This is a genomic window from Pseudomonas sp. GNP012 (genome assembly GCF_054343835.1).
In genome coordinates this window covers 5,576,589-5,591,119 of record NZ_JBTGUU010000001.1, presented here as the reverse complement: position 1 = coordinate 5,591,119, position 14,531 = coordinate 5,576,589, and the positions used below count along the sequence as shown (strand labels likewise).

At 61.3% G+C, this 14,531-nt stretch carries 11 protein-coding genes; all 11 read right to left on the bottom strand.

Translation table 11 applies throughout. The annotated features are described in order from the left end of the window. Positions 1-6 precede the first annotated feature (6 nt). The 11 genes from ACXX83_RS25365 to ACXX83_RS25315 all read right to left on the bottom strand — a co-directional run bounded on the left by ACXX83_RS25365 (position 7) and on the right by ACXX83_RS25315 (position 14,383). On the bottom strand, positions 7-1,554 hold the full coding sequence (locus ACXX83_RS25365; protein WP_458549924.1) for an efflux transporter outer membrane subunit: 1,548 nt from the start codon (positions 1,552-1,554) through the stop codon (positions 7-9). Further along, positions 1,551-2,615 carry an HlyD family secretion protein gene (locus ACXX83_RS25360; RefSeq protein ID WP_458549922.1) on the bottom strand — a complete coding sequence of 355 codons (1,065 nt, stop codon included), beginning with the start codon at positions 2,613-2,615 and terminating at the stop codon, positions 1,551-1,553. Before ACXX83_RS25360 ends, ACXX83_RS25365 begins: the two co-directional genes overlap by 4 nt. Before the next feature lie 26 nt (positions 2,616-2,641). After that, positions 2,642-4,174, bottom strand: a complete 1,533-nt coding sequence (locus tag ACXX83_RS25355; RefSeq protein WP_458549920.1) for an MFS transporter — start codon at positions 4,172-4,174, stop codon at positions 2,642-2,644. Positions 4,175-4,394: 220 nt separating this feature from the next. Continuing rightward, on the bottom strand, positions 4,395-5,315 hold the full coding sequence (locus ACXX83_RS25350; protein WP_458549918.1) for a LysR family transcriptional regulator: 921 nt from the start codon (positions 5,313-5,315) through the stop codon (positions 4,395-4,397). Positions 5,316-5,423: 108 nt separating this feature from the next. Continuing rightward, on the bottom strand, positions 5,424-6,290 hold the full coding sequence (locus tag ACXX83_RS25345) for an ABC transporter permease (protein WP_458549916.1): 867 nt from the start codon (positions 6,288-6,290) through the stop codon (positions 5,424-5,426). A gap of 21 nt (positions 6,291-6,311) precedes the next feature. Then, the gene (locus ACXX83_RS25340; RefSeq protein ID WP_458549914.1) at positions 6,312-7,172 is read right to left on the bottom strand and encodes an ABC transporter ATP-binding protein; all 861 of its coding nucleotides are present in this window, start codon (positions 7,170-7,172) and stop codon (positions 6,312-6,314) included. Between the two features lie 5 nt (positions 7,173-7,177). Then, positions 7,178-8,203, bottom strand: coding sequence for an ABC transporter substrate-binding protein (locus ACXX83_RS25335; RefSeq protein WP_015092949.1), 1,026 nt, complete (start codon positions 8,201-8,203; stop codon positions 7,178-7,180). Positions 8,204-8,221: 18 nt separating this feature from the next. Beyond that, positions 8,222-9,109 carry a TauD/TfdA dioxygenase family protein gene (locus tag ACXX83_RS25330; RefSeq protein WP_458549912.1) on the bottom strand — a complete coding sequence of 296 codons (888 nt, stop codon included), beginning with the start codon at positions 9,107-9,109 and terminating at the stop codon, positions 8,222-8,224. Positions 9,110-9,480: 371 nt separating this feature from the next. Next, a complete protein-coding gene (locus ACXX83_RS25325; RefSeq protein WP_217836818.1) occupies positions 9,481-10,845 on the bottom strand; it encodes an HlyD family type I secretion periplasmic adaptor subunit in 1,365 nt (454 codons plus the stop codon). Then, positions 10,835-12,991 carry a type I secretion system permease/ATPase gene (locus ACXX83_RS25320; protein ID WP_458549910.1) on the bottom strand — a complete coding sequence of 719 codons (2,157 nt, stop codon included), beginning with the start codon at positions 12,989-12,991 and terminating at the stop codon, positions 10,835-10,837. The genes ACXX83_RS25325 and ACXX83_RS25320 overlap by 11 nt, the downstream gene beginning before the upstream one ends. A gap of 42 nt (positions 12,992-13,033) precedes the next feature. Then, a complete protein-coding gene (locus ACXX83_RS25315; protein WP_217836816.1) occupies positions 13,034-14,383 on the bottom strand; it encodes a TolC family outer membrane protein in 1,350 nt (449 codons plus the stop codon). Positions 14,384-14,531: the final 148 nt, after the last annotated feature.

The window sequence follows — 14,531 nt, the reverse complement described above, 5'->3', positions numbered from 1 at the left end:
TGTGTATTAACGCCGCACCGTCTCGGCTAACGGATACACCGACTCCCAACCCCCACCCAACGCCTTGTACAACCCGACGGCCGCCAGCGACACGCCGGTCGAACTCTCGACCCACTGCTCCTGCGTGGCCAGCAGCGCCCCTTGCACGGTGAGTACGGTAACGAAATCCACCACGCCCTCAACGTACTGCTGTTGCGCGGTGTCCAGCGCAATGCGGTTCTGACGCACGGCTTCGGCCAGGCTGTCGCGGCGTAATTGGCTGGCGTTGTAGGCGGTCAGTTGGTCATCGATTTCATGCCAGGCGCGCAACACGGTTTGCTGATAGGCAATGGCCGCTTCCTGTTGTTGTGCTTCACGCAATTGGAGCACGCCACGCAAACGGCCACCGTCGAACAGCGGCAAGCTGAACTGCGGGCCGATCCCGAACGAACGCGAACCCCAGGAGCCAAAATCGCTCAGTTGCATGGCCTGGGAGCCGATGTTCCCCGACAGGGTGATTCGCGGATAGAAATCCCCCTTGGCCACGCCAATGCTGGCCGTGGCGGCATGCAGTCGCGCTTGGGCCTGGCGAATGTCCGGTCGACGTTCAGCCAGTTGCGAGGGCAAGCCAATGGCGACCTGGCGTGGCGTTTGTGGCACCGGCGCGTCTGTGGATAACTGCGCCGCCAATGCCTGGGGCGCTTCGCCCATCAACAGGCTCAAGGCATTGATCAGTTGCCACTGGCGCTGCTCCAGCGCGGGCAGACGCGATTCGATGGCAGCCACCTGTGCGGCGGCTTCGGCGACATCCAGATCCGTCGCGACGCCGTCGGCCAGGCGCAGCTGCGAAAGCTTCAGGCTATGGCGGGCGACGTCGAGGTTCTGTTCGGTGACGAGCCGGGTGTTCTGCACACCTCGCAGTTGAATGTAGTCCTGGGCGGTTTCGGCCAGCACCGACAACAGCACACCGCGCCGGTCGTTCTCGGCGACCTCAAAAGTGGCGTCGGCCGCTTCGGTTTCCCGACGCACGCGGCCCCAGAAGTCCAGCTCCCAGGAAGCGGAAAAACCGGCATTCCACAGGCTGAAGGCGGATTGGCCGTTGTGACCCGACGGATCGCTCAGACCTTCACCACTGTTGCGATTGCGCCCGTAACTGCCACTGGTGGCCGTGTTGGGGTAGCGGTTGGCAGTGATGACCTGGCGCACCGCACGACTTTGCTGCAAACGGCTGCCGGCCAGCTTCAGGTCGAGGTTGTCGGTCAGGGCGCGCTGGCTCAAGGCCGAGAGTTGCGGGTCATGGAACACCTCCCACCAGCGCTCGGCCATTGTTTCGGCGATGGCCTGGCTGGTGGCTGCCTTTGATGGTTTTGCCCATTCGGTGATTTGTGTGGCTTCGGGCTTTTTGAAATCGGGGCCGACGGTGCAGGCGCTGAGGCTCATGACGAGCAAGGCACTGAAAGTGAGTGGCCGCCAAAGGCCTCTTCGCGGGCAAGCCCGCTCCCACAGTTGACCGCATTCCCCTGTGGGAGCGGGCTTGCTCGCGAAGGCGTCAGCGAAATCAGCGAAAATCTTCATCGCTGAACAACCTCTTCCGCCTTGGCGGTGGCTGTATCAATACTCGCCTCCACCGACATCCCCACCCGCAAGCGCTCGGCCAGCGACTGCCCAGGCTCCAGCACGATCTTCACCGGTATCCGCTGCACCACCTTGGTGAAGTTGCCGGTGGCGTTGTCCGGTTTGATCGCAGCGAACGTCACCCCGGTGGCCGGTGCGATGCTTTCGACACGACCGTTGAGTGCCGCACCGCCCAGGCTGTCGACACGCACTTGCACCGCCTGCCCCGGCTGCACATCCGTCAGTTGCGTTTCCTGGAAATTGGCCATCACATAAGCCTGCGCCAGCGGCACCACGGCGAGGATCTTGCTGCCCGGCGTCACGTAGGCGCCGACCCGCACCGCGCGTTCGCCGACCATCCCGTCCTGTGGCGCCACAATCCGCGTATAGGACAACTCGTAGCTGGCCATTTCCAGCTTCGCTTGCGCCCGCTTCAGACCGCCTTCCGCCGCATCGCGCTGGGCCGTCAGGATCTCCACCTGCTTGCGCTCCGCCGCCAGCACTGCCGTGGCGTTAGCCAGACGTGCGCCAGCCTGGTCGATGCGCGTTTGCGCCTGTTGCGCATTTTGCACCGTGCCGGCGCCCACCCCGGCGAGGTGCTTGTAGCGGTTCAATTCATGCTCGGCAAAGGCCATTTCCGCCTTGGCCGAAACCACCGAAGATTGCGCCTGGGCAATCACCGATGCCTGGCGCTCCAGAGTCGCCCGGGCGTTTTGCAGTTGCGCCCTGGCCACCAGCGTTTCGGCGTCGGCGGCCTGGGCGGCGGCGCGCAAATCCCGGTCATCGATCAGCGCCAGCAATTGCCCCGCCTTGACCTGCTGGTTGTCCTCGACCAGCACTTCCTTGATAAACCCGGCGACCCGCGGCACGACCAGGGTGAAATCCGCCGAGACGTATGCATCGTTGGTGTTCTGCAGGGTACGCTTGCCGAACAGGCCGGGCATTGCCAGGTACAGCGCCCCACCGACGGCCAATGCGACGGCCACGGCCACCGCGACTTTCTGCTTTGCTTGGGTGTTCATAAAAACCTTCTGTTTCAGTGGAGCATTCAGGTCGGTGTGCGCGGCGGATAGATCCGCGTCGGCAGCCAGAAAATCAGCAGGATCAAGGTCATGGCGATACCGGCCATGCACAGGTAAAGATCAGAGGACGTGAGCACCAGCGCTTGCTCATGCAAGCGATGAGCGAGACTTACGCTGTCGCGCTCGGCCAGCGGCGAGTTGCCGAGGCGATCGACCAGCATGGTCGAGTGAAAATGCAGGCGGGCCGTGGTCAGCGCTTCGATCACCCCGGTGGCGATGACCGCCGACAGGCCTTTGACGGTGTTGAACCAGGCCGATGCGAACGGCCCTTGCATCGGGTTGATACTGCCGGTGGACAACATCAGCAGCGGCAACACCGCCATGGGCTGACCGAAAATCTGCAGCCATTGCAGCACATAGAAATCGTCGCGAATCCACGCGGACGTCAGTTGCGAGCCGCCGACGCACGACAACGCCAGCATGCTCAGGCCAATGCCCAAGACCCAGCGGCAATCGACCCAGCGAAAGTTGCACAGCGCCGCCACCAACGGCAGGGCGATCAATTGCGGCAGTGCCGCCAGCAGCATGATCGGTGCGGTCTGCACCGGGCGGTAACCCTGGACCTGCGCCAGGTAGCTGGACGGAATGATGATCACCGCCTGCAACACCACCAGCACGCCCGCCAGGGTCAACAGGGCAAAGGACAGGTTACGGATGCCGAGCATCTGCATATTGAAAAACGGTATCGGCTGCGACCACTCGCCGCCCAAAAACAGCACCAGCAGCAACAGCCCGCCACCGAGCAATCCGCAGATCAGGTTCGACTCGAACCAGTCCAGGCGATTGCCCTGCAAGATGCCGATCACCAGCATGCAGATGGCGGGAAAGCCCAGCAGCAATCCACGCCAGTTGAAGGATTTGAAGCGCTCCAGGCGCAGCGGGTCCTGGGGCAGGCCATACGCTACCGCTGCCATGGCAATCAGGCACGGCGCGATGATTTGCCAGAAGGTCCATTGCCAGCCGACGTATTCGGTCCACAGCCCGGCCAATGGCGTACCCAGGCCCGGGCCGAACGTCGCCGTCAGGGCATAACCGGCCAGGCCATACAACTTCACGTTGGCGGGCAGAAACCGCAGGGCCACGGTCATCAACATGGGAGGCAGTGCGCCGCCCGCCAGGCCTTGCAAGGTGCGTAGCAACAGCAGGCTTTCGTAGTTAGGGGCGAAGGGGCACAACACACCCAACAGGGTGAACAGACTGATGGCGCACAAGGTGAAACGCCGCAACGAGAACGTCACAGCACACCACGGCGCAAACGCCATGGCCGCCACCGACGTCGCGGTATAACAGGCGACCAGCCAGGTGCCTTCGTCGTAGCCGATGGCCAATGCGCCGCGGATGTCGGCGAGCGCGACCTTGGTCACCATCTCGTTCAGGCCCGACACCAGCACCGCCAGCAGCACGCCCACCAGGCCGATGATGATCCGTGGGCCGAAGACCGGCGGTGCGGCTGCCGTGCTGGCCGCAGCGACAGGTGCCGTGACCTTAAGGGAAGTCATGTACTGCAAGCTCCGGCGTGGAAAGACCGAAGCATTCTAAAAAGCGAGATGCCTGACGAAAATCAACTTATTGGCAGGTTATAAGTGCGCCAGACGCAATGATGAAGGACCTCTGTGGGAGCGAGCCTGCTCGCGAATGCGGTTTATCATTCAACGTTGATACTGACTGACCCAACGCCTTCGCGAGCAGGCTCGCTCCCACAGGGTTATGCGCTCGGCCTCAGTCCGGCTGCGCAGCCAGCCACGTTTCATCGCAGCAGGTTTTCAGGGTTTCACGCAGCCAGCGGTGCGCCGGGTCCTTGTCGAAGCGCGGGTGCCAGGCCTGAGTCAGCATCAGGGTCGGCAAAGGAACCGGCAGGTTGAACGAGCGCAATTTCAACCCCAACCGCCGCACACTCAACAAGGCTTCCTTGGGCACCGGCAGGATCAGGTCGGAATCGGGCAAGGCAAACATCGCCGCATGAAAGCTTGGCGCAATCACCGCCACCCGCCGCTCCAGGCCCAGGGCATTGAGCGCGGTATCGATCGGCCCCCGGGCAATGCCGCGCCGGGACATGCTGATATGGGAATAACCGGCATAGCGCTCAGCCGTGATCTCTTCGTCCAGCAGCGGATGATCCTCGCGCACCAGGCCGACGAAGTGGGTGGAAAACAGGTTCTGAACCTTCACTTCCGGGGTTAACGGCCGCGTGTTGCTGACGCTCAGATCGATCCGCCCTTCGCGCAATGCCTCATCATCGCCATCGCCTTCCGGGACGAACCGCAATTCGCAGTGCGGCGCTTGCCGGTCGAGGGTGTCGAACAACCTGCCGCCGTAAACACCGACAAAGAAGTCGTTGGCCCGAATACTGAACCGCCGCCGCAGTGAACTCAGTTCCACCGCATCGGCCGACCGAAACAGCAACCCGGCCTGCTCCACCACGCTGCGCACTTGCTCGCGCAATTCCAGCGCCTTGGGGGTCGGCACCAGGCCACGGCCGGCGCGCACCAGGATCGGGTCGCCAATGGCTTCGCGGATGCGCGTCAACGTCCGGCTCATGGCCGCCGGGCTCAGGTTCATCCGCCGCGCCGCGCCCACCACACTGCCCTCGTCGAGCAAGGCGTCGAGGGCGACCAACAGGTTCATGTCCGGGAGTTGCATGCAGGGCACTCATGGCCGATCAGGATTGATCCAGGTGCAATGCTAGCAGATCAAAAGATCGCAGCCTTCGGCAGCGCCTACAGAGGAATGCGACCTCTGGATTTGCGATCAGCGCTGCATCCCCCAGCGCTTGACCGTCACCCGCTCCAACGAATCAAACACCAGGTTCTCCACCAGCAACCCAATCAGAATCACCACCGCCAGGCCGGCAAACACCTTGTCGGTATATAGCTCATTGCGATTCTGAAAGATGTACCACCCCAACCCACCCTTGCCGCTGGTCGCACCAAACACCAACTCGGCAGCAATCAATGTCCGCCAGGCAAAAGCCCAGCCGATTTTCAACCCGGCGAGGATCGACGACAGCGCCGCCGGGATCAGGATGAACAGCACAAAACGCATGCCCTTGAGGCCATAGTTGCGCCCGGCCATGCGCAGTGTTTCCGAGACGCCGAGAAACCCGGCGTAGGTGTTCAGCGCCAAGGCCCAAAGCACCGAGTGCACCAGCACGAAAATCAGGCTGTTCTGCCCCAGGCCGAACCACAACAGCGCCAGCGGCAATAGAGCGATAGCGGGCAACGGGTTGAACATCGAAGTCAGGGTACTGAGCAAGTCGCGACCGAATTGCGTCGACACCGCCAGCGTCGTCAGGCCAAACGCCAGGACGATGCCGATCAGGTAACCCTTGAGCAACACCACCAAAGAGATCCACACCTTGCCCAGCAACTCGCCACTGAGCAGGCCGTCGTACAGCGCGTGAGCGGTCTGCAAGAAGCTTGGCAGCAGCAGATCGTTGTTCTGATAGCGCGCAACGGCTTCCCAGAGCACGGCGAGCAACACCAGGATCAGGCTTTTACGCAACCAGCCCTGTTGCCACAGGCGTTGTCCAAGGGGTAGTTCACGCTCCAGCGGCACGCTGGTCAGTGGCTGCAAAACCGTTTCGAACGCTTCACGCGGGGATGATAAATGGCTCATCGGGCCCTCCTCTCAACTGGCTCAATAAGCGATGCGGATGTCAGCGAAATCCAGCTCGTGCTCGGCTTGCGGTGATTGACCTTCGTCGAACAACAGCCGGTGAATGCGCCGCGCCGATTCCTGAAATGCCACACCGCCGAGGCTGTGCAAATCGTATTGGTGGCTGTGCACTTCCGCCCGCACCCGCCCCGGATGCGGTGACAGCAACAGAATGCGGTTACCCACCACCAGCGCCTCTTCGATGGAGTGCGTGACGAACAGTAGCGTGAAGCGCACCTCTTCCCAGAGCAGCAGCAGCTCTTCCTGCATCTTGCGTCTGGTCAGCGCATCGAGGGCGGCGAAGGGCTCGTCCATCAGGAGGATTTTCGGCTGCATCGCCAGCGCCCGAGCGATGGCAACCCGAGCCTTCATGCCACCGGACAAGGTGTGCGGATAGGCATCGGCAAACGCCGCCAGACCAACCTTCTCCAGGTAGTGCAACGCCCGCTCTTCAGCCTCTTTGCGCCTGAGGGTTTTCGAGGCCAGCAGCGGAAACATCACGTTCTGTTTGACGGTTTTCCACGGTGGCAGTTGATCGAACTCCTGGAACACCACGATCCGGTCCGGCCCCGGCGCATCGACGCGCTGGCCTTGCAGACGGATCTCGCCTTCCACGGGCTGGATGAAGCCGGCAGCGGCTTTGAGCAAGGTCGACTTGCCGCAACCGGACGGCCCGAGCAGGACAAATCGGTCCGCCGGATCGATCTCGAAGCTGACTTGATGGGTCGCCCGCACCACCCGCTGCGGCGTACGGTACTCGAGGCTGACGTTATCGACCGACAGCAGCGCCTGGGCTGCCGCGATCGGTTTGCTGACCGTGTGGTCTTGCAAAGGGGCGTTCATTTCGGTCAGCTCCCTTGCAGTGGCTTGGCGTCCTGGAAGAAATAATCCTTCCACGAGTCCGGTTTGTTTTTGATCGCGCCGACGCGGTAGAGGAACTCGGCCAACGGGTAAGTGTTTTTCGGCGTGACGCTGAACTCGAACTGCGGGTTATCGATGATTTTCAGCAACGCGGCGCGGTCGATTTTGGCCTTGGTCACGCGGATGTAGGTGTCCGCCGCTGCACCTTTATCGTTCTGCGCAAACTGTGCGGCTTCGGTCAGCGCTTCGATGAAGGCTTTATAGGTTTTCGGGTTCTCGTTGCGGAATTTCTCGGTAGCGAACAGCACGGTCGGCGAGTTCGGGCCGAGCAGGTCATAGGTGTTCAACACCACGTGTACATTGGGATTTTCCAGCGCCTGATCCTGGAATGGCGGGTTGGAAAAGTGCCCGGTCAACTCGGTGCCACCGGCTACCAGCGCCGCAGTCGCGTCGGGGTGCGGAACAGCGATGGTGTACTTGTCGAGGCGGTTGAATTCCTTGTCGCCCCACTGCCTGGCGGCCGCGTATTGGAGGAAGCGCGACTGCACCGACACGCCCACCGCCGGCACCGCGATACGGTCCTTCTCGGTGAAGTCGGCGATGGTTTTGACCTTGGGATTGTTGCTCACCAGGTAATACGGAAAGTTACCGAGGGAAGCCACGGCCTTGACGTTCTGCTTGCCATGGGTGCGGTCCCAGATGGTCAACAGCGGGCCGACACCGGCACCGGCAATGTCGATCGAGCCGGACAGCAACGCATCGTTGACCGCCGCGCCGCCCGAGAGCTGGGTCCAGTCGACCTTGATGTCGATACCTTCCTGCTTGCCGTACTTCTCGATCAGGTTTTGATCGCGCACCACGTTGAGCAGCAGGTAGACGATGCCGAACTGTTCGGCGATGCGGATTTCACCTTCGGCGTGAGCCACGGTCGGCGCCACCAGGCTGCCGGCGATCAGGCTGAAACCCAGGCCGATGGCGGCGGCCAGGGGTGCAAAGGGCAGACGTTTGGACATGATCAAATCTCCGGCAATTCAGAAAGGCGCGTCGCCCTGGATGGTGGTGCGATACAGCTTGCGGCGCAGATGGCTGGGGCAGCCGGCGGCGAGGTGGATCAGCGAACGGTTGTCCCAGAACACCAGGTCATGGGGCTGCCATTGATGGCGGTAGATGTTTTGCGGCAACACGCTGTGGGCGTAGAGCTCGGCCAACAGTTGCTGGCTCTCGTCCTCCGGCAGGCCAACGATGCGGGTGGTGAACCCCTCGCTGACGAACAAGGCCTTGCGGCCGTTTTCCGGGTGTGTCCGCACGACCGGGTGGACGACTTCGGCGACCTGGGCCAGTTGCTCCGGGGTCAGGGTCGGGCGCCAGTTGCCTTCGAATTTGGTTTCGCTGTAACGCGCCGTGTAGGAGTGTGCGGCCGAGCGGCCTTGCACCGCTTTGCGCAGCGCCTCGGGCAGGTTGTCCCAGGCCTTGTTCATGTCGGCGAACAAGGTGTCGCCGCCCTCCGAGGGCAGCTCCTGGGCATGCAGCATCGAGCCCAGGCTCGGCAGTTGTTTGTAGGAGAGGTCGGAATGCCAGAACTTGCCGGCGTCGCCCAGGCCGATGTTCTGGCCATTTTCGACGATGTTGGAAACGATGAGGATTTCCGGATGCCCTGCCAGCAGGAACTGCTTGAGCACGTGAATCTGCAACAGGCCAAAACGACGGCTGAAGTCGATGTGCTGTTGCGGGGTGATGCGCTGGTCGCGGAACACCACCACATGATGGTCCAGATGCGCGCGGTGAATGCGGGCGAAGTCCTGATCATTGATCGGGCGGGACAAATCGAGGCCGAGGATTTCGGCGCCCACCGCTCCGCTGAACGGGCGGATTTCAAAGAATTGTGGCGCGATGCTTGGCGAAGCTGAAGCTGCAGACATAAATCACTCCCACGCACGGCACGCTCAAGGGCGCGCGCGTCGATCAGAAACTCACGGAGGTCCCGTGTTGGTTCGTGTCGTGCGGCGCGCCGATTGGTCGGCAGGTACGCAGGGGATTGACTTTATAGGTATAAGAATTGAAATTTAAATACCGTTAACGAATAACGATATGGCGATTGAACAGGGACTGCGTGGATTGTGGAGTGACGTTTTTTGTCACTTACTGACAGGGTTGTGGTGCTTTGACTGACGCCATCGCGGGCAAGCCCGGCTCCCACAGGTTTTTGTGTCAAACACATGATCGTGTTTCAACAAAGAACCTTGTGGGAGCCGGGCTTGCCCGCGATGGGGCCAGTGAATCCACTAAAGATCTAGCGCTCGTGCAGCGCCTCGGCCCGCGCGCGGATGATCGGCTTGAGCAGGTAGCTGAGGACGGTCTTCTTGCCGGTGATGATGTCCACGGAAGCGACCATCCCCGGAATGATCAACAAGGGTTTTTCGTCGGTGCCCAAGTGGCTGCGGTCGGTGCGCAGCTTGATGATGTAGTAGGTGGTTTTCTTGTCTTCGTCGGTAATGGTGTCGGCACCGATCTGTTCCAGCTTGGCCTTCATCCCACCGTAGATGGTGTAGTCATAGGCGGTGAATTTCACCGTCGCTTCCTGCCCCGGATGCAGGAACGCGATGTCCTGCGGGCGGATCTTCGCCTCGACCAGCAAGGTGTCGTCCAGCGGCACGATTTCCACCAGGTCGCTACCTGGCTGGATAACCCCGCCAATGGTATTGACCAGCAGCTTGTTGACGATACCCCGCACTGGCGAGGTGACCAGCGTCCGGCTGACCCGGTCTTCCAGGGCCTTGCCGGTGGCTTGGGCCTTGTTCAGATCGGTGCGTGCTTCATTGAGTTGGGTCAGGGCCTCGCTACGGAACTTGCCGCGGGTTTCGTCAATTTTGCGCTGCACTTCCTTGATCGCCGACTCGGCTCGCGGAATAGCCAGGGTGGTGGCGTCGAGCTGGCCACGGGTCTCCGCTTCGGCACGCCTGAGGCGCAGGACTTCCACCGGCGATACCGCGCCCTGGGCCACCAATGGCTCGGACATGCTGATTTCCTGACGCTGGAAGCCCAATTGCTGGCGGTACTGCGCCTGTTTGGAGGTGAACTCGCGCAGCTCTTGCTGGCGCTGGATCAATTGCTCCTGCAGGCCGCCAATCTCGTCATGCAACTGCTGGCGGCGGCTGATATAGAGCGACTCTTCGCTCTTGGCCTGACCTGGCACAGCCTTGAGAACATCCTCGGGGAAGTTCAGCGGACGATCCTCGACCTCGGCACTCAAGCGCTCGACCCGCAGCACCATCGACAACCGATCGGCCTCGGTTTCTCCGACGTTCGAGGCAAATCGCGTGTCGTCCAGGCGAAGCAGCGGCGCACCGGCGTCGACGATCTGGCCTTCCTTGACGAACAGCTCGGAAACGATACCGCCCTCAAGGTTCTGGATTTTCTGGATCTTCGACGATGGAATCGCCTTGCCATCGCCCTTGGTCACTTCGTCGATGACCGCGAAGTTGGCCCAGAACATCAGGAAGACGAAGAACGCGATGATCGCCCAGATCGTCAGCCGCACCACACGCGGCGCATCTTCGATCAACGCCTTGTTGACCTCCGGCAGCGGCTGGCCCTGGAGCGAAGAAGAGCCCTTGAAGTAGCGAAGGATCGAACCCTTACCCGACTTAAGCAACACTGATCTGCCCCTTCTTCAACGCTTCCATCACCGCGGCTTTCGGGCCGTCGGCGAGTATCTGCCCGCGGTCGATCACGATCAGCCGATCCACCAGCGACAACAGCGATGCCCGGTGTGTCACCAGCACCACGGTCTTGTTTTCGATCACGGCTGCCAGGCGCTGCTTGAGGCGCTCTTCACCGGTGTTATCCATGGCACTGGTCGGTTCATCGAGCAGCAGGATCGGCGGATTGAGCAGTAGCGCACGGGCCAGGGCCACGTTCTGCCGCTGGCCGCCGGAGAGGTTCTGTCCGCGTTCGCCCACTTGCAGCTCATAACCCTGCGGATGCAGGCGCGCATATTCGTGGACACCGGCCAGCTCTGCCGCTTGCAGCACCAGTTCATCCTCGACATACCGCGCACCGGAAACCAGGTTGTCGCGCAAGGTGCCGGCGAGCAACTGAATGTCCTGGGGCACGTAGCCGATGTTGTAGCGCAGTTCGCTGACGTCGATCTGGCGGATGTCCACGCCATCGACCAACAACGAGCCATCATCCGGTTGATAGAGCCCCACCAGCAGCTTCGCCAGCGAGCTCTTGCCCGAGCCGCTCCGGCCAATGATGCCGATTTTCTCACCGGGCTGAATCGACAGATTGATGTTCTTCAGCGCCAGGTTCTGCTGTTGGGGGTAGGTGAAATTGAGCTGGCGGCACTCAATGGCGCCCTGCAATATCTTGCGGCTGAGCGGGCGCTCTTCGAAATTGCGCTCCTGGGGCAGTTCCATCATTTGATCGACGGACGTCATGGTCACCCGCGCCTGCTGATAGCGCGTCAGCAACCCGGAGAGCGACGCCAGCGGGCTGAGCGCACGACCACTGAGCATGTAGCAGGCAATCAGGCCGCCCATGCTCAGGTGACCGTCGATGATCTGGTACACACCGAAGACAATCATGATCACCCCGGCCAGTTGCTGGATCAGCAAGGTGATGTTCATCGCCAGGCCGGACAGCATCTTCACCCGCAATTCAAGGCGACTGAGGGTGCCGATGGTCTGTTCCCACTGATACTGGCGTTCGCTTTCGGCGTTGTTGACCTTTACCGCATCCAGCCCGGCCAGGGTTTCGATCAGGCTCGACTGACGCTCGGCCCCCAGCGCCATGGTCCGCTCCATGGTCGCTACCAGGGGTTTCTGCAACGCATAGCCGATGGCCAGGGCGATCGGGAATGCCAGCACCGGTATCCACACGAGATGGCCGCCGAGGATCGCGATAACCATGAAAATCAAAAGGGTGAACGGCAGGTCGATCAGGCTGGTGAGGGTCAGCGAGGCGAGGAAATCGCGCAGACTCTGAAACTCATGGATGTTCTGGGCAAAACTGCCGACCCGTGCCGGCCGGTATTTCATGGTCATGCCGACGATGCGCTCGAACAGCGTGGCCGAGATGATCAGGTCGGTTTTCTTGCCGGCCAGATCCAGGCACAGGCTGCGCAGGCTTTTGAGGATCAGGTCGAAGAGGTAGGCGCCAGAGATGCCGACGGCCAGCACCCATAGCGTCGCTTCGGCCTGGTTCGGCACGACACGGTCGTAGACGTTCATCACGAACAACGGCGCGGCCATGGCAATGATGTTGATCAGAAAACTGGCGGCAATGGCGTCGGCGTACAACCAGCGCGAACGCTTGAGGGTGTCGCGGAACCACGAGCGCGCACGGGGAATCAGTGTGCCGTGATTGACGTCGAATTTGTGCTGCGGCTGGGCAAAAAAGACTTTGCCGGTGTAATCGTCGGCCAGCAGCTCGCGGCTGACCAGGGACTCACCGCCATCACTTTCGCTGAGCAGCACCCGCGCCTGATCTTCGCCTTGCCAGCCAAGCAGGACGGCACTGCGACCGTCCTTGAGCAGCAACAATGCCGGCATGGCAATCGCCGGAATGTCATCCAGCTTGCGCTGCAGCACCCGACCCTGCAGCCCCGCGCGAGCCGCCGCGCGTGGCAGCAGCTCGACACTCAAACGCTGCTCGGGCAGTGGCAAGCCGGTGGTGAGCATGGCCGCGCTGGCCGGTTTCTGGTGCAGCATGCAAAGAGCGAGCAGACCATCCAGCAACGGATCGTCATGCAACGCGCGCGGATCATGAATGAGTTGAACCCGACTGACTTCTGATTCCACGCTCGGCACTCTTGGCTAACAATTGAACAATGAAGGTCCTGCTCAATTCATACCGGGCAATTGGACCTTCGGCTTCACGTCGTTCTGCACAACGGATGCCAATGGTGCGACCACTCCCTGGCTCTTGAGCAACTCGCCCATGGTCGCCTTGATTCGGTACTGAGTAAATAACTGAATGTTCTTGATCTCCACCAGACGGTGAGAAGAGGTGAACAACTCGTTCTCGCTATCGAGCAAATCGAGCAGAGTGCGCTCGCCGAGGCTGAACTGACGCTGGTAAGCGGTACGCACGGCGGTGCTGTGATCAACGTACTGCTGGGCGATCGGCACCTGGGCATTGGCGTTGTTCAGGGCGTTCCAGGCCAGGCCAAGTTCTTCATTCAACTGGCGCAGGGCGTTGTTGCGGATGTCCAGTGCCTGGTTCGACAGGTAGGACTTTGATTCCAGGTCGGCCTTGTTGCTGCCGCCGGCATACAGGTTGAAGCGCATGCGCAGCATGGCCTGCCATTCGTTGTTGTGGCCATTCTGACCATCGATATCGTTGTCTGCGGTGCGGCCCAACTCAGCATCGAAGCGTGGGTAGAAGGTCGACTTGGCCGTGTCGTACTGCTTTTCGGCAGCGGCGATGTCGGATTCGGCCGAGCGCAGGATCGGGCTGTTTTCCAGCATCTGCGCGCGGGCTTCATTCAGGTTGGCCGGCATCAGCGCCAGGAAACTCGCCGGGCGCTCCAGTTGATCGGGCATCTGGCCGACAGCGGAGAGGTAGTTGGTCTCGGCATCAGCCAGGTTGGTCTGCTCGGTGATCAGGTTGTTGCGCGCCTGGGCCATCCGCGCCTCGGCCTGATCGAGGTCGGCGCCGCTGCCGACGCCACGCTGGGTGCGCAGCTGGATCTGGTCGTAAATGCGTTGGTGGCTCTTGAGGTTGTCTTCGGCCAGGCGCACGAATTCGCGCCGGGTCAGCACGTCGAGATAGACCTGGGCCACGGTCAGCCCGGTACGCTCGGAAGTACTCAGCAGCGAATAGGCACGGGAGTTGACGGTGGCTTGTTGACGCCCTACTTCGCTGGTCGTCGCAAAACCGTCAAAAACCATCTGGGTCAGTCGCAAGCTCGATTCACTGCGGTTCAGGGTTTCCCAGTGATTGTTGCTGCCGTCTCGCGTCGTCACACTATCGGTGCCTTCACGACCATAACCGCCCAGCAGGTCGACCCGTGGCAAGTATCCGCCTTTCGCAGCCTTCAACTGATAATCAGCCGCCAACCGGCTGTTGACGCCTGCCTGGACCTCCGGATGGACATCCAGCGCTTGTTGCATGGCTTCTGGTAAGGATTGCGCCTGGACGAAAGACGCGGCGAGGGCGAAAGGTAGAGCCATGAACAAAGGCGAACGCATTGTAGGAATTTCCCAGGACTTCTTGTCTTGAATCACGACTGAAAAACGCGCCGTGTCGGAAGATGGCAAGCGGAATGACCGTATGTCGGAAAGTTCAGAAGCGGAACTGGATCACATACCGAGGACAGGTCACGGCTCAAATATCAAT

Excerpts from the sequence above, each read along its gene's own strand:
- ACXX83_RS25365 (WP_458549924.1), bottom strand. The coding sequence starts at position 1,554 with ATGAAGATTTTCGCTGATTTCGCTGACGCCTTCGCGAGCAAGCCCGCT.
- ACXX83_RS25345 (WP_458549916.1), bottom strand. The coding sequence starts at position 6,290 with ATGAGCCATTTATCATCCCCGCGTGAAGCGTTCGAAACGGTTTTGCAG.
- ACXX83_RS25350 (WP_458549918.1), bottom strand. The coding sequence starts at position 5,315 with ATGCAACTCCCGGACATGAACCTGTTGGTCGCCCTCGACGCCTTGCTC.
- ACXX83_RS25340 (WP_458549914.1), bottom strand. The coding sequence starts at position 7,172 with ATGAACGCCCCTTTGCAAGACCACACGGTCAGCAAACCGATCGCGGCA.
- ACXX83_RS25315 (WP_217836816.1), bottom strand. The coding sequence starts at position 14,383 with ATGCGTTCGCCTTTGTTCATGGCTCTACCTTTCGCCCTCGCCGCGTCT.
- ACXX83_RS25335 (WP_015092949.1), bottom strand. The coding sequence starts at position 8,203 with ATGTCCAAACGTCTGCCCTTTGCACCCCTGGCCGCCGCCATCGGCCTG.
- ACXX83_RS25355 (WP_458549920.1), bottom strand. The coding sequence starts at position 4,174 with ATGACTTCCCTTAAGGTCACGGCACCTGTCGCTGCGGCCAGCACGGCA.
- ACXX83_RS25330 (WP_458549912.1), bottom strand. The coding sequence starts at position 9,109 with ATGTCTGCAGCTTCAGCTTCGCCAAGCATCGCGCCACAATTCTTTGAA.
- ACXX83_RS25360 (WP_458549922.1), bottom strand. The coding sequence starts at position 2,615 with ATGAACACCCAAGCAAAGCAGAAAGTCGCGGTGGCCGTGGCCGTCGCA.